Here is a 23,093-nt window from a genome sequence, read left to right as displayed (position 1 = left end):
ACTATAGTTATCTATTTTTTTATAGATAACATCAAATAAGCTTAGGAGGCGGCAAGTAATTCCTAAGACAATTGCTAATTCATAACTCATATCCCTGAATTATGTCTCCTAATAGTGAGTGATTTTCTGTACTTATGAGATATCTTTGAGCAGACGCATCTCAGAATTACCCAAGACTGAGCTAAGAGGTAATTTTTATGGAGCTATTAAACTAATCCACTATCTGCCTAAATCATTACGGACAAAGTTAAAAAAATAAAATTAAGAATAATTAAGTAATAAATAAAAAAGATAATTTTAAGAAATATTAAATACTAACAAGTTGTATACTAATATGTTTTGATTTCTGTGGGCGAAGCGCGATGGGCAATAGGCAAGAAGGCTCTTTGAGTTGTACCTAGCTTCGCAAAAATCCAAAGATGAGTCCTGTAGCCAAAATTGTTAAATTGGTATAAATTTCTACTGACTACTGGCAAATTACAGATTCTCTATCATAAGTAAGAGTCATAAAGAAGCTAATATTTGCAACGATCGCTTCTGAACGTACAAAAAGTTATTCATGCAAATTCAAACACCAGATTGGGTAAAGCACGCTGTTTTCTACCAAATTTTCCCAGATCGCTTTGCCAGAAGCAAACAGCCGCGCAAACGGTTATTGCAAGAAGCCCGTTGGGAAGATTGGGACTCTATGCCAACCCTCCAGGGTTATAAAGGTGGGGATTTATGGGGCATCATGGAGGATTTAGACTACATCCAGAATTTGGGGATTAACGCGATTTATTTCACACCCATCTTTCAATCCGCCAGTAATCACCGCTATCATACCCACGATTATTATCAAGTTGACCCGATGTTAGGGGGCAACGAGGCTTTTAAAGAATTGCTTGATGCAGCCCATCAACGGAATATCAAAGTCGTTCTGGATGGGGTGTTTAACCATTCCAGCCGTGGCTTTTTCTTTTTCCACGACGTTTTAGAAAATGGCCCCCATTCACCTTGGGTAAATTGGTTCAAAATAGAAGGCTGGCCCCTTTCACCTTATAACGGTGAATTCCCTGCAAACTACGTGGGTTGGGCGGGAAATCGCGCCTTGCCAGAATTTAACCACGATAATCCAGAAGTACGAGAATATATTATGGAAATTGCCGAATATTGGCTTAAATTCGGCATCGACGGTTGGCGATTAGATGTCCCATTTGAAATAAAAACTCCGGGTTTTTGGCAGGAATTCCGCGATCGCACTAAAGCCATCAATCCCGAAGCATATATTGTGGGCGAAGTGTGGGGAGATTCCCGCCAGTGGTTGGATGGAACGCAATTTGACGGCGTAATGAATTATTTATTTGCTGGGCCGACAATTGCTTTTGCAGCTGGCGATCGCGTAGTCTTAGAACAAGTCCAAAGCCGCGACTATCAACCCTACCCACCCTTATTTGCTGCCGAGTACGCCACCAAAATCCAAGAAGTACTGCAACTTTACCCTTGGGAAATTCAGCTAACTCAACTCAATTTGTTAGCAAGTCACGATACAGCCCGATTGATGACCATTGCAGGCGGTGATATAGCGAGTGTAGAATTATCGACTTTACTGTTACTCACCTTTCCCGGTGCCCCCAGCATTTACTATGGTGATGAAGTCGGTTTACCTGGTGGCATAGATCCCGACTCAAGGCGTGGCTTTCCTTTAGAGGCTAACTGGAATCAAGAAATTTTCAATACTCATCGTCAATTAATTACCATCCGCCAAACATACCCAGCCTTGCGTACAGGTGATTACCAAGTCCTCTATGCTCAAGGGCAACTTTATCTCTTTGCACGAACTTTAGGCACAGAAGAATTGATAATTGCTATAAACGCTGGCACAAGTTCGGCAACCGCAAATGTAGATGTGGCTAGTTTGCATACTCAACCCAACAAGCTGTTATATGGTACTGCTGAAGCTGAGTGGAATGGTGAAGAAGGAACTCAGCAATTGTCATTAACTCTTCCCGCACGCAGTGGCTGCATCCTGGGGACTGGGGACTAGGAAGACTTTTCATTTCCCAATGCCCCATGCCCAATGCCCTTATTTTCCGGCAACCATTGCAGGCATCAAAACCTCATCAATAATGTGGATCACGCCATTGTCTGTCAAAATGTCTGTTTTGATAACATTGGCGTTATTCACTTTGATTTTGCCATCGGCAGATTCAATGGCTACAATTGACCCTTCAAGCGTCTGTGCCTCATTAATCTGTACCAAATCGTCAGATCGAACATCCCCACTAGCGACATGATATGCCACAATTTTCTGGAGCTTGGGAATGTCTTGTAGTAGAGAATCTAAAGTTCCTTCTGGCAGCTTGGCAAAAGCTTCGTCAGTTGGTGCAAATAGTGTCAAAGAACCAGGACTCTTTAGAGTTTCTATGAGATTTGCAGCTTGAGCAGCTTTCACCAGGGTATTGAAATTTCCCGCGTTGATAGCAGTTTCCACAAGGTCAGCCATAAGGATGTGTGACTTTAGTCAGATAGTATTATAAGTAACTTATAAAATGACTAGAAGGCTCTTAGCCTCTATCAACAGAAAGGTTGCTGGCGATTAAATACAAGACAACAGATTTATCAGTACTGCTACACTGGGGAATGACCCCAAGAACCACTGATTATGCTAAAGCGTTCTAAGTTCGAGACAACTCAGTCTCAGATTATGCACCGAGCTGAGGAACTGATTAGTGCAGCCTCAAATCGTTACCGCATTACGGTTCAGGTGGCCAATCGTGCTAAACGTCGGCGTTATGAAGATTTTGAAAATAACGAAGATGCGATGATGAAGCCAGTGCTAAGAGCAATTATCGAAATGTCCGATGAATTGACTCAACCAGAGATTATTGGCGAACTATAAAAAAAGGCTTTAGAGAAGGCAGGATGAGCAAACATCAATCGTTCATTCAACCCCTACTCAAGCCCTGGCAAACACTCACTGCCTTAATGGTAGTGGGTGTAATTGCTTTGAGTTCAGGGGCGGGCAAATCAATATACCCAAGTTTGTTTAGTATCCAACCTGCTTATGCTCAGAGAATAACACCTAGTGATGTTTGGCAGTTGGTGTACCAGCAATTGCCAGATTTCCCACGAGAAAACAAGTATATCAGCAAAGAAAATGGGAAAGTTGCAGAAAACAGCACCCTGGCAAATCGCCTGATTAGATATCACATTTATACTAAAGGGCGGGCCCCAATTTATCGCTTAGATTGGAAGCTGACTTTAGCTGATTACCTGGGGGCGAATGAAATTATGTATGATACTACCTATCCAGGCTATGATTCACTACGGGAAAACCCTATGGAAGGCGATCGCAAAGCCATAACCCGTCTTACCCGCAGTCAGCGAGATGCCCTAGTGCAAGTCTTAGTCAACATATTTAATCCTACTTCCCAAAATACCCTATCTCCTAAACCGAATACCGCACCCAGTCCGAGTAGATCAACTACCCCACAGCCACCCCAACGAGGAGGTGCTGAACTACTTAGATAGTGGGAAATTTAGGAGTTATAAGTTGTAAATTCATAATTCCTAACTTATAACTCCTCACTTTTAACTAATTATGGAACGCGTTGTAAAAACCGGATTTGGTTGGCGTATTGGCTGGAATCCCGATGCACCTGAATTTAAAGGTTTAGTCGGTACAGATGATTGGGCAATTGAGTTAACCGAAGCTGAGTTGAATGATTTTTGCCGTCTACTAGCACAGTTAGCAGACACCATGAAGCAACTCGCAACGGAATTAATGGAAGAGGAAAAAATTGCTTGTGAAGCCGAAAGCGATTTATTATGGATGGAGGTAGAAGGCTATCCTCATGATTACAGTCTGTGCTTCATTTTGAATACAGGGCGATGTGTAGAAGGTAAATGGAGTGCTTCTGCTGTTCCAGATTTATTGCAAGCTGCTGGGATGCTTAAAGTTTTTTAAATGAGCCTCTTGATTATCTAAGAGTATTGCTATATGATGGTAATTCTGACCGGGGCGTAGCGCAGCTTGGTAGCGCGCCACTTTGGGGTAGTGGAGGTCGTGGGTTCGAATCCCGCCGCTCCGATTGATGATAAGCCATGCCTGCTAGTCTTTTTAAAATGACTAGCAGGTTTTTCAATAAGCACTGACTATTAGAGTGCTTATATCTCAACAGTCTTTAGTTATTTGCATAACTGAGGTGTACTCTACCAGTATCGTGTCAAAGCAGCATAGTTGCATAGAAGTTGCATATTAAATTTATTTATAAGATTTTAATATAAAATAAGAAACCTTTATCTAATTATCACTAAAGCCATTTAAAACTTAAAAATTTATTATTTTAACTAATTATAAAAACTCAATTTTGCATACTTTTATTTTATGTATAAACAAACGTAAATCTATGCGAAATATTACGTAGGTACTTTTGCGTTAGAAAACCAACATCACCTAGATACAGATAATGCACACTTGGTATGCAAGTTATTGCATACCTTACATACTTGAGTATATATTCATCCAACTTTTTATGCTTGTTAGGGAATCTAAAGGAAACGGGACTCCTAATTAATAAGAAGACATAACTGTTAGAAAATGTCTAATTTCTACTTTCCATGCGTTATTTAACGACTACAACTATGAAATATAAGATGTAAGGTAAATCTGCTATAACTTTGGTAGCAGCTATCCTCAAGTAAACAACTCCTCTTAGGTTGAGCTATACAGCGTTTGTTTTTTGTTTCAAGTATCATGTCATTTTCATAAGTTAGAATCTATAATGAACGTTCTAGATAGAGTAATGCTGTAGACGTAAACGGTGAGTAACAATTATCTATCTTTCAGCTATATCACCAGCAATTAATGCTTCTCTATATAACCAAGCTTCTCTAGCTGTTTTAAAACCATCTATCCACTTACTTACTTTCTTATTTTTAATTCGATATCCTACTCCCCAAGTGTCATTCTCAAAGCAATAGAAGATTTTATAAAGCATCACTGGTTGAGCAAAATCATTTCCACAATCACCATCATCTTCTATCACAGAACCATCTTTCTTTATACCGTAAAAACGTCGTTTTTCCTTATTTATGTGAACTTCTACAATTTTTTCTAAGTGTTTAGAATGTAAAATGATGGTTCCATCTAAGTCGATAGTATGATGTTTGGGGTTATGCGTAGACATTTTTTAGGACAATTTCTAATAAGAGCAACATTGTTAACAACAATATATTCTCTAAATTCCTCACAGTCAATATTCTCATCATAATCAGGTGCTAAATACTCAATCGTAGATGTTTTTACTTCGATGTCGTTTAAAGCTGTAAAATTCCTTCCTTTGGGTGTTGCCTATTTGCTGGAAACATCCAAAGTAAAGAGCATAGTAAGTAACTATTTGCTGTAAAAGAGGTGGTCAGACCTCTCTTACAAACGTTGTAAACTAGCTCTAATAGATACTTTTAATTTTCTTGGTGATGCCCTAAATCAAAAGCAGCAATGATTTGACTTACATTAATTGTTGCTGATGTGTATCCAGATTTAGTTACCAAGTATGGTATCTCAGAGCAAAGATTATCTGGTAGCTTTTCTCCTATTAAAAGTACATCCATCCAGATAGACCCATCAGCCATCTGGCTAAATTTCCTTATCTCACTAATTCCAATAATTGTGCCACTAGTTGTAAGTAAGCCGTAGTAAGATTCTTCATCTAAAAGTCTAGAGGCAAACCAGGGAGGTAATTGTTTTTCGATTTCAGAAGGTAATCTTTTTGCAATTTCTTCAGACATGGGTACTTCGTTATTGATATCAGTTTAGTATTCCCATCTATAAGATGGAAAATTATTATGAATCTTTACTAACAGCAAATAGTTTAATTTGCCATGAGTATATTTCCTTAAATAGCTTTTTAGTTTTCAATTGGTTAGTATAATTACTGCGGTATTGATAATTAAAAAATGTTACTTTATTCTAAGTGCTTAAAAATTTAATCTAAATATGCTTAAACGTTTGTCATTTTCTCGTTTAATAATAGGTGGTATTACTTTATTTTTTGTATGGAGGCTATTGTTTGTATTATATGTATTGATAATTTTAGTATTAGGTATATACGATGTTATTAATATATTAATTTTACGTGCAAAATCTAAGAACTAAAGTAAAAAACATCCCAGAGATTTTGGGATGATATTTCCATCTGTGGTTTCAAGGTTATTTAAGTGGTTCTTTAACGTCTACCAATGTTTCTGCAAGTGGTGTTTCAGATTCTAATCTAGCTTCAAAAAATTTATTAAAATCTTTCTGATTTTCAAGCATATTTTTTGCATTTGACATACTAAAACCATAAGTTTCATTTGAGAGTTTTATTCTGACTCTATCTGACGATTTATGAGTAAAATCATCACCAATTTTTACATCTGCAAAAGCGATTTTCATTTTATCTTACTTTGAATTATCTACAATACAGTATTACCTTAATAAAAAAGATTAGGCATAGAGATTATTTATAGATTACTTAAAGTTCATAGTTACTCTTTATAATCGATGATTATTTGCAGATAGTTTTGCTAGCAGCCATACATTTTTTACAATCTAGACACTAGTATCTTTTGTCAATTTGTAAAGTAAACTTGAACTTCCACAGTGAGGACAACTAGCGTTAATGTTTGATGATATATTGCTGGAATTAAGGGACTCTTATAAACAACATCAACAGAATTTTGATGAACATCTATGATTATAAAACCAGAAAAACCGAACTTTGGAATAATGAACATCTTAAAAAATGTTTAGAGCATTTACCATATAACCCTTTAAATTTAGAAGAAATATTAAATACAATATTGTCTAAATCTGAGGACAAAGAAATTCAAATTAACGATGATTCTATAAGTTTAAAATCTAAAGACGGGGAAAAGATAGATATACCAGTTACTATAGATTTAATAAAAGAATGTCAGTATAGAATTTTTGAAGAAACGGGCGTGAGAGAAGTTCTATTTATCGAACTTAAAAATATTTTGTTTAGTAATTAATATTAAGATGCAAATTGCATTACCGCGTTAGTGTACTACAAGGGGTAATTGCTAATTATGAGCTAGTTCCGATTTCATGTTGTCTAATACCTGTATCCCGACATAATCGCCCCAAGCGTTTATTTATCCAATACTTGACACCTTTAGGTCACAAATTTTAGTCTTTAGTTCAGTGTGTCCTAAAATTTATTGTATCATTCTATTTCTAAATCCTATTTATCCATAATTTGTCTAATTTTTGATAATTCATTTACTATATCTTTCAAAATATATGTAGTGTCTATTGTAGAGACTTTGGAATTAAGAATATCAATAATACTTTGCGTAAATTCTAAGTCCCATCTTGTAAATTCTGTTTTTATAAGTTCAACTCCTGCCTTTGCCATATCAACATGAATATCACGTATTTCATATTTACCAACAAGGAAATCTATATCAAAAAAATAACTATGATTAATATAGTCAATGTCTAAAGTTGCAGAATTACCCTGATTATTGATATGAAGACAGTCTGCATAAGCACCTAAGTTTTGAACTAATTCTCCACTAAATAAATTTGCTTTACTACCAAACTTAAATATTAACCTAATATTTGTAATTTCTGTATTCCCTTTGTTTCCTACCCTCACTCTTACTGTACTAAGATTATTTTCTTCTATACCATTAACAAATATTTTTATAGGTACAGTAAATCCACCAAAAGATTCGTTAGTTATAATATTGGATTCTCCTACTACTGACCAAGCTATTATCTGCTTCTTTTTGGCTCGATTCTGTATAATCAATGAAGCAATTAAACCTAAAATAAAACTAACGACCCAACCTGCAATAGTAATCCAATCTGATGTTTTCATGTAAACCAACGTCTTATAATTAGTAATTACAAATAACTTTCAACTCGCTTTCTACCATTTTGAGTGAAGTTAGTAAATCAATAAGGTATTATTTGCAATATTTATTTACAGTGTGTCTATTTTTATAAGTATTTCCGCAGCTAACTAACTATTTTATTATTCAACTCAAACTAACAAAGCCTTTGCAGACTCTAATATATATGGAGTAAGAGTTACTGTTGTTTTTGTGTGTGCAGAAACACTTATCCCTAATGGTGACTATTAGCATCAATTTCTAGCTTTTTATCAAGTTCTAGCTCTACACCATTCTCCCCAACCGGGGAACAGATAGTCATCCCCCCTTGCTAGTGGGTAATAATTCCTTAGTATTTACGCCAAATCTTCTATCACTGGAATTGACCTAGTTGCAAGTTTTCCCTTGGTGTTTACTTTCCTAATAATCAGCCTGGGTCTAACCAGTCCTTTGAGTGTGTAAATTCCTTTGAGTGTGTAAATGTTTTATGCTGCAAGTTACCGTTACGCACACTCTCAATTAGAAGCACAAGACGATATAGCATTAAAATTAGGTCAGAAAATTCTTTTCAGTGAAATTTTGAGACATAGTGAAAAAGATATAACTTCTCAGCAAAGTTACGGTAAGCTTTCAATTATTTTCTAACTGATAAACCCCTAGCTACTACTCTAGGGGTTTTATTTAAATCAATTTTCTAACAGTTCTAAAAGACTCCCCAATAACCTGCTTTTTAAAACCATCGTCTTCTTTCTGTTGCTGTAAATTCTTACGATTCGCAAAACTGTAAAAATCCCTTAATTCTCTCTTTTCGTCATCTGTCAAAGGTTGGTTTTTTCCCTTGATACGTAATGCAACAATTCTTGTAGGCGGCTCATCTGAATAGAGGTTAGTTGTAGGTAATAAAGGTACTGCCATCAAAGCAAAAGTAGTCAATAATGGTCTATAACTGTACTCTAAACCTTGAACTTGTGGTTTAGCTTCGATTGGTACACCATTATTAATATGCGGCGTATTTTCTATAGTATTCGTTTTTACCCTTGACCTTTTCATCCTGTTAAATTGATGTCTACGTATAAAATAATTTTGTATGTTCATGGTTCTTCATAATTCATTTATTCATGCTATATTTATATTATAGTAGTTTTTATGTAACACGATTATGACAATTAATAAAACAGTAGTTAGAAGTATCAGATTTTCTGAAGAAACTAACCAATTGTTAAAAGTAGAAAGTCGGAGGTTAGGAGTAAGCCAGAATGATTTGATAAGAATAGGTCTAAGGTCTATTAAAAATGCTGACTTACAAACTTTGGAAGCTGCTAAGGAGTTAGTAGCGTGTTAGAAAATCCTATCATATTGAATGCAGAATGGAACCTAACTTTGGAGGAAACTAAAAAATTAGAGTATCCGAATGTTGGTATGCTTTTAAACATTCCAGAGACTAAGATTGTGATTTTTTTAGTCCTTGGAGATGATAAATTTGTACATTTAGGTGACATAAACCTTAAGGGATTACCTAATGGATAAAAACCCCACATAAACTTATGTTACCTGGGATTATGACCTAAATTTAGTCTCTGGTTGGTCGAATCATCGATGGACAGTGGATAGTTGGTTAAAGCAATTCCCTGAATATACTCAACTGAAATTATTTGAGGGTGAAAGAAATTTGACACTCAGTAATGTACCTATTTCAGAGTTTAGGAAGGCTACTGACTTGAAAAGGAAACGTAAAAATTTAACCGATGAACAGCGTAACGACCTAAGAGACAGATTAGCTGCTAGTAGGGTAACTAGCTAATGTAATTACTGGGGATAAAGTACTGATTATCCCCTATCAGAATAAATACACTATAAAGACTTATGATAACTAAAACTAAACGAATTGTCCCGGAATATTACATAAGCTAAACCAAGTGCTAGAAGACTGGACAAGGTTTCATAAAAAGAACGCTGTGCTTAATATTATTACAGCGTCTCAGAACAAGCACGAACGGTTTTCTAATCGAGCGAATGACATTCCTTACACCAGATTTTATACGAATTGAAATAGCCTTCAGCTAACCACAACTAAAGGCAATAATCGACTACTAATAACGGAGAAAAAACAAAATGAAACTATTTCCTAGAGAAAATGACCCCTTTACTTACACAGGCGAACTCAAACAAATGAACTACTCAAAAAATGACAATACAATGAAAACAATGAACAATTCAACTGTTACTAATTATAACGAATTTACAGAATTTTATCAAGAAAATATAGGTACTGACTCATCATTTAACTTTGAAGATACTGAAAAGTTTTTAAGTGCATTATGTGGGAATGATTTATTCACAGACTTTGAGGAATATAAATTTTTATTCCAAACTTTTGATGATAATGAGAAACGTAAAGACGAAAGTCTAACTAGACAACTCTATGGTGCTTTTGATGAGTGTAAAAATGAACTAGTTAAATTAAATAATAAAGATGCTGGCATATTTGTTACTATCAATCAGACAGCAGGCAATACACGAAAAACTGAAGATATTACCTATGTTCGTGCATTATACGCTGATTGTGACAAGAATGGATTACCTGAACACTGTCACTTAGAACCTTCAGTCATAGTAAATACTAGCAATGTCAACGGGATACAAAAAGGACATATTTACTGGTTATTGGAAGATAACGAAAAACTAAACCAGTTCAAATCTAGCCAACAGTCAATTATTAGCCACTACGAATCAGATAAGAAGGTACATGATTTACCTCGTGTAATGCGTCTACCTGGATTTTTTCATAGGAAAGGAGAACCACAACTAGTTAAGCTTGCGTATTGTAATCCTAGTGTTAGGTACAGAAATCAGAATGAAGTAATAGACTTGATACCTGCCAAAGTTTATGCTCAAGAATCTGAAAAAACTATACCTTCAATATTGCAAAAACAGATAGACAAAGTAAGTAAAGCAACAGAAGGTAGTCGCAACAACACATTAAATGAAGCCAGTTTTATTGCTGGTGGAGCAATAAGGGAAGGCGTAATAGATGAAGATGATGCTTTTGAAAGCCTATTCGATGCTGCTAGTGAAACCGGACTACCTGAAAAGGAAATAAGTACCACAATCAAAAAAAGTATAAAAGCTGGCAAAGATAAAAGTACTTACAAATCTAGCGTAAAAAATGAAGGTGGGAAAATGGAAGCATTAGTAGATATCGTTACTAAAGAAGCTGACTTAGGTAATTTACAATGGGATGTGTATAAAGAAACTTTTATATATAACAGTGAAAATGTTACACCTAATACATTAAGAATACCACTAGGTATAGAAAACGGTATTGATATACGCACTGAAGACTTGAGGGATGTATTAGATTTCATAGTAGTCAACAACACTAACTATCATTACAATGCTGTTACTTCTTACTGTGACTCAATAATAGAACAGTACGGCATGAAAGTCACAGGATATATTGAACAGTTCTGTGAGATTTTAGGATTAAGAGAACCAATCGAACGTGTTTACGTACTAAGGTTTTTAATAGCATCAGTAGCTAGAGCATACGACCCAGGATGTTATCTTGACAACGTAATTTTATTCTATGGAGAACAAGGATTAGGTAAAAGCAAATTTTTTGAGGATTTATACGGCAAGGATTATTATGCTACGTTACCCAATGAAACTGGAGACAATGACATAGTAGCTGCTTGTAAAAGTGTATGGTGCGGTGAGATAGGCGAATGGGAAAGATTTTCTAGTAAGAAAAGTCAAGCGGAAATTAAAACTTTTATTACCAAACCTAAAGATGTAATGAGAAAGTATTACACACAGTCATCAATAAACATACTCAGAAGATTTGTTCTGTTCGGCACTACAAACCATAAAGATATCCTGAAGGATACTACAGGTAATAGAAGATATTGGGTATGTGAAATCACCAAAGAACTAGATAGAGATTGGGTTGCAAAGAATAGAGATTTTATATGGGCTGAGGCTATAGCAGCTTATCGCAATAAAGAAAAATGGTGGCTAAATAAAACAGAGGAGTTAGCACAAAAGTATCACAATGAAAACTATACTGAAGAGAGTTTACCAGAAAGTCAATTAGTGCTATGGATAAATAATCTTCGTGTAGGTCAAGGTGGTACACAATGGAATGATACTTTAGCAACTGAAGGCTTTCATCTAATAGATGCAATTACAGCAATATTTGGGGATAAAGTAGATGTTGAAAAATCAAAACTTAAAATAACATCTGCTCTGAAAAAACTGAAGTTTTATAACAAAAGAGTGAGAGTAGGTGGTACACAACAAATGTTATGGTTCCATAACAATATAGAAACTATTACAGGTAAGAAGCCTCCTAAAACACTAACTCCTACTGACATGAAAGTTACTTTTCTGGAAGGGTAATAACAACTGTGCAGGTATTACTAAAAAAGTGGTAGACACCTGCACAAGCTGAAATGTATATATAACGGTAGTTTCAAGGTTTTCACTATATTACTATATCATACACCTGCACAGACACCTGCACAAGCTGAAATGTATATATAACGGTAGTTTCAAGGTTTTTTACAGTAGTGTGTGCAGGTGTGAAGGTATATTTTATAAAAGTACATAAGAAACTTAATAAGTTACCAATTATTTGGCTAGGGCATAACACAACATCAAATATATAAAGTTTGGTGAAATACACCTGCACACCTGCACAAAAGCCTAGAACGTATACACAGCAAGTATTCTAGCTGAGTAGGTTATACCTGCACACACCTGCACACCTGCACTAAAGCCAGAATCCTTATGCAGCATACGTTACAGTCAAGCAGGTATACCTGCACACTACCCACCACACCTGCACATAAAAAGTCAAACCCTTGTAAAGTCAACATTTTAATTAACCCTTCTATTTATGGTATTTACTCCATCTAGAAAGATTAGCTAGGTTAGGAATAGAAGATGATTCTATACCTAGAGAAGTAATCATTATCCGAGATGATGAGGAAATCTTGATTTAAATAAAATTTCACCTGTATCAAAATTGATATAAGTGAACTTTAATACTTTGCAGGTAAAAAATATAGTTTCTAACGTAAAAGTGGCTAAAGTAATCAGGTTTTAAGTTTTGGCGATTTGATTTATAAGGTTTAGTTAAACACTCACAAGTTGAAATAATTTCATACCAATTTAATGAGTAGTGATAACCAGATATATAAAAAAATCAGGGAATTGATGATTACCTGATTTTGAGTATTGAATTAATTTTTAATAGAAACGATAACTAAAGCTTTAAATTTCTGGTAATTGAACATTGTTGTTGATGATATCCTCATCTGGACTCCAGTAATGCTGGTTAATCATCTCTTCTGATGTTTCCATCAATGCTGCTACTGTAGCTATGTCTACACCTTGTCTTAGGTAATGAGTGATGCTTGTATTTCTCAGGTTGTAAGTAGGTAAGTATTGTTTGACTTTACCTTCACTTACCAAGTTTTCAATAATTCGCTTGGTGTACCTTTGGGTAAAATCCTTTAGGTTTATACGATTACCTTTTTGACTGGGGAACACTAACTTATTCAGCAGAGTAGATACATAAATTGCCCTTCTGTCAAGCAATTGTCTAATCTGTGGAGTAATCGGAAACAGCCTTGCTTTGTTATTTTTTGTAGACTTGAGAATGCCTTTAGAGTAAGCTTTATCAAAGACAATAACATTATCTTTCACGCAATCCCAAGTTAAAGCTATTGCGTCTTCTGGTCTACAGCCTGTGAGGTATAGAAATTCTATGAAATCAGCATAGTAGCTATCTTTAAATGCCGAATTTAAATTACAGTACCAATCACCTCCAAAAGCTTGGATTATATAATCAACTTCTTTTCTAGAATATGCTTTTTTGCTTCTCTCACTTTTAGGTCTTTCTGGTAACTGCTTTCTTAATCTACGCCAAATGTGAGTATGGGTTAAGTGATTTTCAAATGCCCAATTACTACAAGCTTCTATCTCAATTAACAACCTCTCAAGTGTACTAGCACTATAAAAGCCAAGTAATCTTCCTACTAATAAACAAGCATTCTCAGGTAGTAAATCATTTGCCATTAGCTTCCCTAGCATTCTATCGACATCACGCCAAATTGACTTTTTAGTAGTTTCAGCTAATCTTGCCTGTTTAGCTACTTTGTACTGTTCCCACAGGTCTTTTAAATTGAATACTATTTGCTGATTGATTGAAACAACATTGTCAGCTTGTTTAACTCTTGGCTGGTACTTTTCTAGCGTGTAATCGAAATAGCCAGCTAAAATGTCAGTTTTGATTTGGCTTGCTACTCTTTCAGCATTAGCAATGGCTAATTTATCGTCGTGTCTACCACCAGGAGATAATGTATATTGCTTACCTTGGTATTGAAACCGGATTATAATTCCACCATTATTGTTGCGTGGCTTAATCTTGGGTACTCTAGAGGATGATTTACCAGCTTCGTACATAGACTGAGTTGCATAGTTCTTGCATAACTCAGCCATGCAATTGTTCAAACCATTGATGTATTAGGGCTTATACGCCACTTTGGGGTAGTGGAGGTCGTGGGTTCGAATCCCGCCGCTCCGATTGATGATAAGCCATGCCTGCTAATCTTTTAAAAAGACTAGCAGGTTTTTCAATAAGTTCTGCAAGGCGATCGCAAAATCTCCAACTACAACTCATTAGACTTCTTGCAGAAGTGGGGAAAAGGTGGAAGGGTTAAACGGTAAAGGTATGGAATTTTACCTTCCTCTTTAACCTTTGCCCAACATCTTGCAAAAGTTACTTTTGCAAGATGTCTATATTGCTAACTCAGCATTATCCTATTCCCAAACGTCCAGCCAAACCGGGAGTTAGAGGTAAGAGTGTAGTAATCATTAAGAATAGAGCCAAAAGCCCCAAAGCGGCTCTAGCATCATCGGGTTCAGTGATTTCATTCAAGCTGGGGCGTTCTTGATCTCGTTGCAAGAAGAAAATCACGATCGCCCAGTACATGGCAATCATATTACCAAGAGACACTAACGCCAGTAAAATTAAGGTTGCGATCGTTGCGCGTCCTGCGGTTTTGCGTCCATAAATCGCCTGAACAATGCGCCCACCATCTAGTTGCCCTGCGGGCATCAAGTTCAAAGCGGTGATAATTAACCCCAACCAACCAATTATCACTAGGGGATGAACACTTACCAGGGATGACTGCAACGCCGAACCAAGGACAACTCGCGCCAAACTTCCCACCAAAATCGACCCTTGGAAAAACTGATTGGGTAATTGAAATAAACTACCTGGGTGAGAAAGTAGTAAGCCTGTCACCAGCATTAATAAAGAAACGATACCACCTGCGGCTGGTCCTGCCAAGGCGATATCAAATAATACCTTGCGGTTGGGTAATAGAGATTCAAAGCGGGTAATTGCCCCAAAGGAACCAATTTGCACTGCGGGTAGAAAGAAAGGCCAGCTAAGACGGATTTGGTGGCGTTTAGCAAGTAACCAATGACCAATTTCGTGAGCTACTAAAATCGCAAATATCCCAGTACCTATGGGCAAAGCTTCTTGAAATCGCTCTGGATTGGCAAATAAATCAAAATTCAGCAGTAATCCCGCAGCTTCTAGATTTGTGGCAATGGTTGCTATTAACAAAACACCTGCAAAAGCTTTTTGGGATAACAACATCGGCCGGGGATCGTTGCGGCTCGGCAGGACAATTACCACTGGTTTCCCATCCGTGTTTTCCACTAAAAATAGGCGATATTGCTCGCCAAGGCGTTGCTGCAAACTTGCAGTTAGACGGTTGTGAACTTCTTCTGGTTCTCCCCGCAAATTACCTTTGAAAATAACTCCATCTTGATAGGCAATGGTTTCTGTGGCAAAAAACGTATCGATACCAAAGATACCTTTAATTGCATTCAAGTCCTCTTCTGGTATCGGCGGAATCTCCGGTTTCAGTTCTGCTACTGTTGGTTTCGGGGAATTGGCTTCAAGTAAGGAATTAGCCGCGAGTCTTTCTGTTGCGCGTTGTTTGAGGATGGCATCTTGCCCAGCTGCGCGTAACTGTTTGCCCAAGTAGACGTACAATCCGGCGGAAGTCACCACTAAGAACAATATACCCGCTATATTGATGTAAATCCCTGCGGCAAACAACCCAAAAAACAGCAGCCAGGGAGTCATCAACACCACCGACTGTAACCAGGCTAAGATTCCCAGTTTACCAAAAGGTCTGGCGCGATAAAAGCCCCAGCCCAAAATGCCTAAAGCTACCAGTAGGATTGCCGCCAGGATAGAAGTTTCTGATAAAGTAAACATCTCCAAACCTTTGCTATTGAGACTAAGCCAGAACAAGTCCGGTATTGCAGATACACTTATTAATGTATAACGCCGCCTGTCGTCTGCCAAAATTATGCGGCTTTGCGTAGGCATAGCTCAACTCAGCGAAAAACCGGAGCGGTAGTTTGCTTACCTTTAACAAGGAAATTTTGCTTCTTGTTAAGTTAATTGAGATGGTAGCCGAATTTATGCTATTGGTGTGTAGAGTTATCCAGGATTGGAGAAGCCTTAGAACTGCCGAAAGCGCTTAAAAATTATTGAGAGTGATATATTATTCTGCGATCGCTCTTTTACTCAAGAATTACAATCTCTATTTGAGCAAAGTAGTCTTCTAAGTACAGTTTTGCGTAAAAGCATAACGTTTTTAATGCAGGGAAATGCATGAAAACTGCAAGCCAATGCATTAACAATTCAAGCTGACGCATTAACAATGCAAGCCAATGCATTAACAATTCAAGCTCACGCATTAGCAATGCAAGCCAACACATTAACAATGTAAGCTCACGCATTAACAATGCATTGGCTTGCATTGTTAATGCAGAATCTTGCCAAATTTAATTCGCTACGAATTAATGAAATGCTGTACTAAGTCCAATAAAGAGTTTCAGCATTTGGAAAGCGCCTACTAATCTCACTCTCAAAAAAGCTACGCAACGCTTTCATTGTGTCCTTCTCGTAAACGTACTTCGTCCCACCAAACTTATTACGCTTGACACTGCGTTTTGCCTCATCCATCTCTAATTTGGATTGCGGATACCAAGCTTGTAAGACTTCTTTTGACCCAGGTGTGAACCGATGTGAGATTAACTCAAAGGTAAAATTACAGTCAAAATCTAGTGCCTCGTTTATCTGGTCAAACAAACGACTATAGTGCATCTGCCAATCGTCTATCGGCATAATTGGCGCGATAACCAAGCCTACTGGATAGCCGCCACCGCCACGCTCTTGTGGTAACGCCAACCGTCGCAATGCATTCAGTCTGGATGCTACGGATGCCGTGCCACCTTCAAATTTGCCAGAAATGGGTGCTGCATTAACACTCATCCGACAGCGAGTATTCCCATTGTGTGGCAAATCGAGTAATCCATCCACAGCATCAAACTTCGATACCCAACGTAGATGTGCATTGGTACGAGTGCCAAAGTAACGGATACATTCAGCAAGACTTCCAGTTAAATGCTCAATACCCAATGGGTCTGTGTAACAGCTAACTTCAAAAGTCGTGGTTTTACCCTGTTGCTCGTAGTTAGCTAAATTCTCTAATATCTGCGGTAAGTTGGCAAAAACGCGGATGACAGGTGGCCCCGACAAGCTACCAGCTAGGTAGCAGTATTGACAATGAGCAGGACAACCTTCAGCAATGTGAAACTGCCAATCCGCAGAAGGTGGGATGGGACTCAGCTTAAAAGAACTGGGCGGTGCAGTAACTACCGCTAAGGTACGCTTGGCGATGTTATAAGTATCGCGCTCAGACTCACCGCGCAGACCCTTCAAGCGGTTCTGTGATAACTCTTCTATTGGCAAGTTGAGTGACTGCACACGTGCAAGAATCTGCTGCCCCCAATCCTCACCTAGGGCAGCAGGTGTAAACAGTACCCGTTCAGGCATCCACAACCTTGGCGATTTTGTTTGTGTCTCTGATACTGAAACTTGGTCTGTAATTGTATTCAGCAATATCATTCTCCGTTATTTAGTTTGCTGATTTCTGCAATTAATTTTCCAGGACTTGCTTAATTCGTCGCTCTAACAAATCGAGATCCAAACTGCCTTCATCACGGTTAATTCGTCGCACAGTGGAATTAACATTAGCTAAATTAACCAATAAATCTTGAAGAATTTCCTGCTGCTGACGTGCTTGGGTAACTTCGCGTGGTTCCTGTACCAAATCACGCACGATGGTATCTTCAGCGCGAGAGGCGATAATTGGATCGCTTTGCCCTTGAACGTGAACAAAGGTTCGTCGTCCTGGGCCTCGCTCCTCTTCTATTGGTATAACTGCTGTCACTTGGTCAGAACGCACATATTTGCCAAATCCCAAATGGACTAGCTCTGATGAGAGTATTTTCATATAGAAAGGTAATTTTTATGTCTTACCTATATTGTAAAATCTAGGAAAGTGACTTAAAGCCATATTCCATACGGGTTCTACCCAATTAAAAGTAGTAGTTTCCTTTCTCAATCGCTGCTTGATATGTATGTGTCAGTCACACTATTTGTAAAGGTAGAGAAAAAGAATTAAGCATGAACATGGATAGTTGTAGAGACACCACAATGCCGTATCCTTAGAACACCGATTCACTAATCTGGCTTTTCCCCTTAAGTCTCAAAAAGCTTACCCACAAATAGATTCTGCCGCAAGCACAGCATATACGATACAGGGATTGAAATCGGGTGTTAGAAGTAACAACCAATCCTGGACTGGTGCGAGAAAAATTTTGTAACGTGTGAGTTGGGCGATCGCTGATTCAAAACATTTTGGCAATGAAAAACCTATAAACTCTTATAAAATTTAGCATTTGGAGAACGAACAAATTTTCTCACCTTGCCATCGCTCTTAGAGGTTACATAAATTTCCCCCTCTTGGTCTACCCCAAATCTGAGATCGGAACGTTTACTACCAATGATTTCTAAAAAAGAACTTTCTTTTTTACCATCAAAAAGCCTAATTTCTTTAATTTTTGCCTGTTTACCATTAACAAGTTCATCTACAGGTACATGAAAAAAGCGTCCATCGTTGCCAAAGTCAGCAAAAATATACTGACCTACTAATTCAGGAATGGCTTTACCTCTGTAAACATAACCACCTGCGATCGCAACTGCATAAGAACCCTGTCCATCAGCGGGTAAATCATGGTCATATTGAGCAACCGGATATGTGTAACCATACTTGGCATCATCTTTAGGTAAGGAAAATAGAACATCTTCCTTCTTTTCATCTATCACCCATGTTCCCTCACGGTTCCCCCATCCATAATTAGCACCTTTGATCCCAAGATTTATTTCTTCAATCAAAGCTTGACCGATATCAACAATTAACATCTTGCCTGCGCCACTTGTATCCCAACTAAAACGATGGGGATTACGCAACCCATAAGCCCAAATTTCTCCTAAAGTTTTGGGGTCGTCATCGTGAGCAAAAGGATTATCTTCAGGGATGCCGTACTTACCGTTAACGCTGTTCTTGCCAAAAGGATCTATACGCAGAATTTTTCCTAGAGGTGTACTCAGGTCTTGTGCATTATCTAAAGGATCTGTATTGCTGACAGGAAAACCGTCACTTCCTCCGTCTGCTGTAGCAATGTATAACATTCCATAATCGAAATCTCCAAGTTTAGCATTAGGATTAAAGCCCAATTGTCCGACATTATGGTCTGGATATGGCTGTTCAATCCGCAGCATTTCTCGAAAATTTCCAGAAAAAGTATTAGCAGCAGGATTAGTAGTTTTCCATTCTAGAACTACGTCATGGTGAGAACTTTCGATGATATTACCTGAACTATCAATAATTTTTTTCCTCACAGGAAAATCAGTAAAGGAGTTATTTTTTTCTTCGCTGTGTACAGTATAAAAAATCCCATTTTGCTTAAAATCTGGATGGAAGGCAAAATAAGAAAAACCTTGTTGAGAAGTATCATAACTAAAGCCTGAGCATACTAATCTTTTTAAATCCATGTAAACTGAGGCTTTACCATTATTAATTACATATAGTTTGCCACGCATATCATTGACGAATAACCTGCCGCTACCATCACCTGCATGGGCTAACATATTTAATCTTGCAATTCTCTCTTTGCTTCGCCCTGTACCACTTTCTGGTATTTGCAAAATTTGTTGTATTCCTACCGAAATCTTTGATTTTCCAATCTTCTCAGGGATGGGATCTATAATTTGTGCTGAGGAAATATTAGAAAATGCTAAGTTGAAAAGCAAAACTATGCAGATAGGAATTAAAAGGTATAATTTTTTCATTATTTCAGTTATAAATAACTTTTAGTTTATGCCACCTATATTTATTAAAAATCTAAAATTAGCGGCAATTTCTATAACAACTGGAATAACTATCATCTTCATGAGTATTTTGTATTCTTGTCAAGGGGGAAATGCTAAAGGTAAAATAGTATTTTTAGATACAAATATTACTCAGATTCAAGATTCGCATCAGCAGAATACAAATATAACTTTTAAGGAATGGGGTAAAACTGAAAAAGGCCAAGCAGTACAGCTATTTACCTTGACTAATGCTAATGGATTAGTAGCTAAGATAACAAATTATGGCGTAATTATTACAGAATTAAAAGTTCCTGTACACAAGTTTTATAAGAAACAGGATAATTTGCAAAACATTCTTGAGAAGAATGCTCAAGTTGAAAAAATTGCTAAAAATTTCAAATTTACAGAGGGACCGCTTTGGCATCCAGATGGTTTTCTACTCTTTAGTGATATTCCTGCCAATACAATTTATAAATGGCAACCTAATCGAAAATTGCAGATTTTCCGTCGCCATTCTGGTAATGCTAATGGCAATGCCTTTGACCAACAAGGGCGTTTAGTTACTGCTGAACACGGTAATCGTCGTGTATCTCGTACAGAAGAAAATGGCAAATTAGTCACACTTGTTAGCCATTACCAAGGAAAACGACTTAATAGCCCAAATGATTTAGTAGTGAAATCAGATGGAAGTATCTACTTCACAGATCCACCCTATGGTATTAAACCACAACAAGAAGAATTAGGTTTTTATGGTGTTTATCGTCTGACATCGGATAGAAAATTAACTCTATTAGTTAAAGATTTTGTACGTCCCAATGGCATCGCCTTTTCTCCTGATGAAACCAAACTATATGTCAATGATTCTGAAACAGGTCATATCCGTGTCTTTGATGTTAATTCCAATGGACTTTTGAAAAATGGACATATTTTTGCCCAACAAAAATATCCTGGTAAGGAAGGAGTTCCAGATGGAATGAAAGTAGATATCAAAGGGAATGTTTACAGTACGGGACCTGGAGGAGTGTGGGTTTTCTCACCCGCAGGCAATCTACTAGGTATTATTGAAGTCCCAGAAGTTCCAGCTAATCTAGCGTGGGGAGACAATGATTATAAAACTTTGTACATCACGGCAAGAAATAGCTTGTATCGTATACGCCTTAAAAACCCAGGTGAAGGATATCCGATCTATAAGAATCATTGGAACAGAAAACTGGGTTAAGCTTAAAAGTCTTATTACATAAAGATTTTATGGGGGTTGGAGTAGTTCACTTGGATAATCCTCAAGTAATCACTTATATCTTTATATCAAGTGATGGCAAAATCAAATAAATAATGGGCCATTTCTAATTTAGAACAAGGTGCGATCGCTACTTGATTTCCTTGCCGATCTAAAAATATCGCTTGATTATTATCGCTACCAAAACCACTATCAGGTTGATCGATGGGATTGGCAACAATAGCATCTAGTTTTTTACTCTGTAATTTTTCTAATGCGGGCTTGACAATATTCCCAGTTTGTGCTGCAAACCCAATTAATATCTGATACGGCTGTTTATGTTGTGCTAATTGGGCGACTATATCCGGTACTGGTTCCAGAGGTAAGGCTTGGGGGAGCGATCGCTTAGGCAATTTCTCTGTACTATAATCTCGTGGCTTCACATCTGCCACTGCTGCTGACATGACAATTACATCAGCGTTGGGTAAATATTCCAGCATTGCCTGCTGCATTTGCTCGGCACTAACAACAGGAATTGCTTGCACTCCTAATGGTACATCCCAATTAGCTGGGCCATGTACTAGGGTGACGTTTGCCCCCCGGTGAAGTGCAGCTTGTGCTAAAGCTAATCCCATTTTACCTGTGGAAGGATTGCCAATAAACCTTACTGGATCAAGAAACTCTCGCGTTCCCCCAGCACTAATTAACACTCGTTTACCTGCTAAATCTCGTTTACCTTGAGTGTGTAACAACGATTGGATGTGAGCCAAAATTTCTGGAGGTTCTGCTAATCTACCAGCACCGATGCGATCGCACGCTAATAAACCCGACGCTGTATTCATCCCATGATATCGGCTATCGAGCAATAGCTGTTGCCAATTCCGTTGCACCGATAGCTGTTCCCACATATCCGTATTCATTGCGGGTGCTAACAGCACGGGACAAGTAGAAGCCAGCACGGTATTTGTAAGTAAATTATCAGCCATCCCGTAGGCTAGCTTTGCTAATGTATTAGCTGTCAAGGGGGCAATTACCATGACATCTGCCCATTCACCCAACCCAATATGCAAGGGACGAGAGTGAGTTGGTTTCCAGAAATCATCATCGGTGTAGGCGGGATGACGAGATAGGGTGGCTATTGTCAGAGGTGTAATAAATTCTTGCGCCGAACGGGTGAGGATGACTCGGACTTCGACCCCAGTTTTAAACAGCGTTGAAACCAATTCACAAATTTTGTAGGCGGCGATACCGCCACCTACACCTATTAGAACCCTGTTCAATTTTGGATTAGTCATAGTAAAAAGTTAGGAGTAAGTAGTAACTTAGGAGCAAGTAGTTACGAATGTTAATTGCCAACTCCTAACTCCTGTACAGACGCGATTGATTAATCGCGTCTCTCCTAACTCTCAACTACGCTTCATCGTAGGGTTCCAAGTCTAAGAGGTAGATATAGGGTTCAACTAATTCTGGACGCTGAAATGCGATCGCTCGTAATAGATGCCAATCATTTAAACCATCAAAAGCATTACTGTAATTATCCAGATCCAGACGTGTAGCCAGTTCTTCTACTTCTGCCGCAGTTATAGCAGCAATTTCTTTCCTGGAAATGCTTAGAGTTGTCATAATGCTCGCCCCTCCCTTATGCAGCACTCGCCTTCAGCATGGGTTAAGTTGCGCTGA

22 protein-coding genes and 1 tRNA gene are annotated in these 23,093 nt (G+C 37.7%); 9 read left to right on the top strand and 14 right to left on the bottom strand.

What is annotated here, in order from left to right; translation table 11 throughout:
* Positions 1 to 559 precede the first annotated feature (559 nt).
* Positions 560 to 2,026 (top strand): glycoside hydrolase family 13 protein, encoded by a 1,467-nt coding sequence (locus NPUN_RS30770; protein WP_012412303.1) that lies wholly within the window; start codon positions 560 to 562, stop codon positions 2,024 to 2,026.
* 39 nt (positions 2,027 to 2,065) lie between these two features.
* Here the strand turns inward: NPUN_RS30770 and NPUN_RS30765 are convergent, their stop codons facing one another.
* Positions 2,066 to 2,485, bottom strand: coding sequence for a fasciclin domain-containing protein (locus NPUN_RS30765; RefSeq protein WP_012412302.1), 420 nt, complete (start codon positions 2,483 to 2,485; stop codon positions 2,066 to 2,068).
* A gap of 159 nt (positions 2,486 to 2,644) precedes the next feature.
* Here NPUN_RS30765 and NPUN_RS30760 point away from each other — a divergent pair, with 159 nt between their 5' ends.
* The 4 genes from NPUN_RS30760 to NPUN_RS30745 all read left to right on the top strand — a co-directional run bounded on the left by NPUN_RS30760 (position 2,645) and on the right by NPUN_RS30745 (position 4,073).
* Positions 2,645 to 2,881 (top strand): DNA-directed RNA polymerase subunit omega, encoded by a 237-nt coding sequence (locus NPUN_RS30760; protein ID WP_012412301.1) that lies wholly within the window; start codon positions 2,645 to 2,647, stop codon positions 2,879 to 2,881.
* Between the two features lie 23 nt (positions 2,882 to 2,904).
* Positions 2,905 to 3,513, top strand: a complete 609-nt coding sequence (locus NPUN_RS30755) for a hypothetical protein (protein ID WP_012412300.1) — start codon at positions 2,905 to 2,907, stop codon at positions 3,511 to 3,513.
* Positions 3,514 to 3,583: 70 nt separating this feature from the next.
* On the top strand, positions 3,584 to 3,949 hold the full coding sequence (locus NPUN_RS30750; RefSeq protein ID WP_012412299.1) for a DUF1818 family protein: 366 nt from the start codon (positions 3,584 to 3,586) through the stop codon (positions 3,947 to 3,949).
* 50 nt (positions 3,950 to 3,999) lie between these two features.
* Positions 4,000 to 4,073, top strand: a tRNA-Pro gene (locus tag NPUN_RS30745).
* Positions 4,074 to 4,820: 747 nt separating this feature from the next.
* On the opposite strand, the gene NPUN_RS30740 is transcribed toward NPUN_RS30745, so the two are convergent.
* The 3 genes from NPUN_RS30740 to NPUN_RS30730 form a co-directional block, all read right to left on the bottom strand.
* On the bottom strand, positions 4,821 to 5,171 hold the full coding sequence (locus NPUN_RS30740) for a hypothetical protein (protein WP_012412298.1): 351 nt from the start codon (positions 5,169 to 5,171) through the stop codon (positions 4,821 to 4,823).
* A gap of 274 nt (positions 5,172 to 5,445) precedes the next feature.
* Positions 5,446 to 5,772 (bottom strand): hypothetical protein, encoded by a 327-nt coding sequence (locus NPUN_RS30735; RefSeq protein ID WP_012412297.1) that lies wholly within the window; start codon positions 5,770 to 5,772, stop codon positions 5,446 to 5,448.
* 421 nt (positions 5,773 to 6,193) lie between these two features.
* Positions 6,194 to 6,418, bottom strand: coding sequence for a hypothetical protein (locus tag NPUN_RS30730; protein ID WP_041565733.1), 225 nt, complete (start codon positions 6,416 to 6,418; stop codon positions 6,194 to 6,196).
* 287 nt (positions 6,419 to 6,705) lie between these two features.
* Between NPUN_RS30730 and NPUN_RS30725 the strand changes: the two genes are divergently transcribed.
* Entirely contained in the window at positions 6,706 to 7,017 is a 312-nt protein-coding gene (locus NPUN_RS30725) for a hypothetical protein (protein WP_041565732.1), read from the top strand.
* Between the two features lie 212 nt (positions 7,018 to 7,229).
* Here NPUN_RS30725 and NPUN_RS30720 read toward each other — a convergent pair whose 3' ends face one another.
* Positions 7,230 to 7,871, bottom strand: a complete 642-nt coding sequence (locus tag NPUN_RS30720) for a hypothetical protein (protein WP_012412296.1) — start codon at positions 7,869 to 7,871, stop codon at positions 7,230 to 7,232.
* A gap of 694 nt (positions 7,872 to 8,565) precedes the next feature.
* The gene (locus NPUN_RS30715) at positions 8,566 to 8,979 is read right to left on the bottom strand and encodes a hypothetical protein (protein WP_148220379.1); all 414 of its coding nucleotides are present in this window, start codon (positions 8,977 to 8,979) and stop codon (positions 8,566 to 8,568) included.
* A 240-nt stretch (positions 8,980 to 9,219) separates the two neighbouring features.
* Here NPUN_RS30715 and NPUN_RS30705 point away from each other — a divergent pair, with 240 nt between their 5' ends.
* Together NPUN_RS30705 and NPUN_RS30700 are read left to right on the top strand one after the other, a co-directional pair.
* Positions 9,220 to 9,411, top strand: a complete 192-nt coding sequence (locus NPUN_RS30705) for a hypothetical protein (protein WP_041565729.1) — start codon at positions 9,220 to 9,222, stop codon at positions 9,409 to 9,411.
* 585 nt (positions 9,412 to 9,996) lie between these two features.
* Complete coding sequence (locus tag NPUN_RS30700; protein ID WP_012412295.1) at positions 9,997 to 12,282, top strand: virulence-associated E family protein; 2,286 nt, start codon at positions 9,997 to 9,999, stop codon at positions 12,280 to 12,282.
* 876 nt (positions 12,283 to 13,158) lie between these two features.
* On the opposite strand, the gene NPUN_RS30695 is transcribed toward NPUN_RS30700, so the two are convergent.
* The 6 genes from NPUN_RS30695 to NPUN_RS30670 all read right to left on the bottom strand — a co-directional run bounded on the left by NPUN_RS30695 (position 13,159) and on the right by NPUN_RS30670 (position 20,176).
* Positions 13,159 to 14,388, bottom strand: a complete 1,230-nt coding sequence (locus NPUN_RS30695; protein WP_012412294.1) for a tyrosine-type recombinase/integrase — start codon at positions 14,386 to 14,388, stop codon at positions 13,159 to 13,161.
* A 316-nt stretch (positions 14,389 to 14,704) separates the two neighbouring features.
* On the bottom strand, positions 14,705 to 16,186 hold the full coding sequence (locus tag NPUN_RS30690; protein WP_012412293.1) for a site-2 protease family protein: 1,482 nt from the start codon (positions 16,184 to 16,186) through the stop codon (positions 14,705 to 14,707).
* Positions 16,187 to 16,497: 311 nt separating this feature from the next.
* On the bottom strand, positions 16,498 to 16,737 hold the full coding sequence (locus NPUN_RS30685) for a hypothetical protein (protein ID WP_041565728.1): 240 nt from the start codon (positions 16,735 to 16,737) through the stop codon (positions 16,498 to 16,500).
* A gap of 55 nt (positions 16,738 to 16,792) precedes the next feature.
* Positions 16,793 to 17,815, bottom strand: a complete 1,023-nt coding sequence (locus NPUN_RS30680; protein WP_012412292.1) for a spore photoproduct lyase family protein — start codon at positions 17,813 to 17,815, stop codon at positions 16,793 to 16,795.
* A gap of 103 nt (positions 17,816 to 17,918) precedes the next feature.
* Positions 17,919 to 18,275: a hypothetical protein gene (locus NPUN_RS30675; protein ID WP_012412291.1), complete on the bottom strand. Its 357-nt coding sequence runs from the start codon at positions 18,273 to 18,275 to the stop codon at positions 17,919 to 17,921.
* A gap of 422 nt (positions 18,276 to 18,697) precedes the next feature.
* On the bottom strand, positions 18,698 to 20,176 hold the full coding sequence (locus NPUN_RS30670; protein WP_012412290.1) for a PQQ-dependent sugar dehydrogenase: 1,479 nt from the start codon (positions 20,174 to 20,176) through the stop codon (positions 18,698 to 18,700).
* 28 nt (positions 20,177 to 20,204) lie between these two features.
* Between NPUN_RS30670 and NPUN_RS30665 the strand changes: the two genes are divergently transcribed.
* A complete protein-coding gene (locus NPUN_RS30665; protein WP_012412289.1) occupies positions 20,205 to 21,416 on the top strand; it encodes an SMP-30/gluconolactonase/LRE family protein in 1,212 nt (403 codons plus the stop codon).
* Between the two features lie 86 nt (positions 21,417 to 21,502).
* On the opposite strand, the gene coaBC is transcribed toward NPUN_RS30665, so the two are convergent.
* Together coaBC and isiD are read right to left on the bottom strand one after the other, a co-directional pair.
* The gene (coaBC, locus tag NPUN_RS30660) at positions 21,503 to 22,708 is read right to left on the bottom strand and encodes a bifunctional phosphopantothenoylcysteine decarboxylase/phosphopantothenate--cysteine ligase CoaBC (protein ID WP_012412288.1); all 1,206 of its coding nucleotides are present in this window, start codon (positions 22,706 to 22,708) and stop codon (positions 21,503 to 21,505) included.
* A gap of 115 nt (positions 22,709 to 22,823) precedes the next feature.
* Positions 22,824 to 23,036: a protein IsiD gene (isiD, locus tag NPUN_RS30655; RefSeq protein ID WP_012412287.1), complete on the bottom strand. Its 213-nt coding sequence runs from the start codon at positions 23,034 to 23,036 to the stop codon at positions 22,824 to 22,826.
* Positions 23,037 to 23,093: the final 57 nt, after the last annotated feature.

The organism is Nostoc punctiforme PCC 73102 (assembly GCF_000020025.1).
Classification (GTDB): Bacteria; Cyanobacteriota; Cyanobacteriia; order Cyanobacteriales; family Nostocaceae; genus Nostoc; species Nostoc punctiforme.
The sequence above is the reverse complement of the archived record's forward strand: the minus strand, read 5'-3'. Positions and strand labels throughout refer to the sequence as shown.

What these genes read in the sequence shown, in the direction of transcription:
- NPUN_RS30770 (WP_012412303.1), top strand. Translation starts at nt 560, where the DNA reads ATGCAAATTCAAACACCAGATTGGGTAAAGCACGCTGTTTTCTACCAA.
- NPUN_RS30715 (WP_148220379.1), bottom strand. Translation starts at nt 8,979, where the DNA reads ATGAACATACAAAATTATTTTATACGTAGACATCAATTTAACAGGATG.
- NPUN_RS30750 (WP_012412299.1), top strand. Translation starts at nt 3,584, where the DNA reads ATGGAACGCGTTGTAAAAACCGGATTTGGTTGGCGTATTGGCTGGAAT.
- NPUN_RS30735 (WP_012412297.1), bottom strand. Translation starts at nt 5,772, where the DNA reads ATGTCTGAAGAAATTGCAAAAAGATTACCTTCTGAAATCGAAAAACAA.
- NPUN_RS30690 (WP_012412293.1), bottom strand. Translation starts at nt 16,186, where the DNA reads ATGTTTACTTTATCAGAAACTTCTATCCTGGCGGCAATCCTACTGGTA.
- isiD (WP_012412287.1), bottom strand. Translation starts at nt 23,036, where the DNA reads ATGACAACTCTAAGCATTTCCAGGAAAGAAATTGCTGCTATAACTGCG.
- NPUN_RS30720 (WP_012412296.1), bottom strand. Translation starts at nt 7,871, where the DNA reads ATGAAAACATCAGATTGGATTACTATTGCAGGTTGGGTCGTTAGTTTT.
- NPUN_RS30665 (WP_012412289.1), top strand. Translation starts at nt 20,205, where the DNA reads ATGCCACCTATATTTATTAAAAATCTAAAATTAGCGGCAATTTCTATA.
- NPUN_RS30685 (WP_041565728.1), bottom strand. Translation starts at nt 16,737, where the DNA reads ATGCAAGCCAATGCATTGTTAATGCGTGAGCTTACATTGTTAATGTGT.
- NPUN_RS30675 (WP_012412291.1), bottom strand. Translation starts at nt 18,275, where the DNA reads ATGAAAATACTCTCATCAGAGCTAGTCCATTTGGGATTTGGCAAATAT.
- NPUN_RS30695 (WP_012412294.1), bottom strand. Translation starts at nt 14,388, where the DNA reads ATGGCTGAGTTATGCAAGAACTATGCAACTCAGTCTATGTACGAAGCT.
- NPUN_RS30700 (WP_012412295.1), top strand. Translation starts at nt 9,997, where the DNA reads ATGAAACTATTTCCTAGAGAAAATGACCCCTTTACTTACACAGGCGAA.
- NPUN_RS30740 (WP_012412298.1), bottom strand. Translation starts at nt 5,171, where the DNA reads ATGTCTACGCATAACCCCAAACATCATACTATCGACTTAGATGGAACC.
- NPUN_RS30725 (WP_041565732.1), top strand. Translation starts at nt 6,706, where the DNA reads ATGAACATCTATGATTATAAAACCAGAAAAACCGAACTTTGGAATAAT.
- NPUN_RS30680 (WP_012412292.1), bottom strand. Translation starts at nt 17,815, where the DNA reads ATGCCTGAACGGGTACTGTTTACACCTGCTGCCCTAGGTGAGGATTGG.
- coaBC (WP_012412288.1), bottom strand. Translation starts at nt 22,708, where the DNA reads ATGACTAATCCAAAATTGAACAGGGTTCTAATAGGTGTAGGTGGCGGT.
- NPUN_RS30730 (WP_041565733.1), bottom strand. Translation starts at nt 6,418, where the DNA reads ATGAAAATCGCTTTTGCAGATGTAAAAATTGGTGATGATTTTACTCAT.
- NPUN_RS30755 (WP_012412300.1), top strand. Translation starts at nt 2,905, where the DNA reads ATGAGCAAACATCAATCGTTCATTCAACCCCTACTCAAGCCCTGGCAA.
- NPUN_RS30765 (WP_012412302.1), bottom strand. Translation starts at nt 2,485, where the DNA reads ATGGCTGACCTTGTGGAAACTGCTATCAACGCGGGAAATTTCAATACC.
- NPUN_RS30760 (WP_012412301.1), top strand. Translation starts at nt 2,645, where the DNA reads ATGCTAAAGCGTTCTAAGTTCGAGACAACTCAGTCTCAGATTATGCAC.
- NPUN_RS30670 (WP_012412290.1), bottom strand. Translation starts at nt 20,176, where the DNA reads ATGAAAAAATTATACCTTTTAATTCCTATCTGCATAGTTTTGCTTTTC.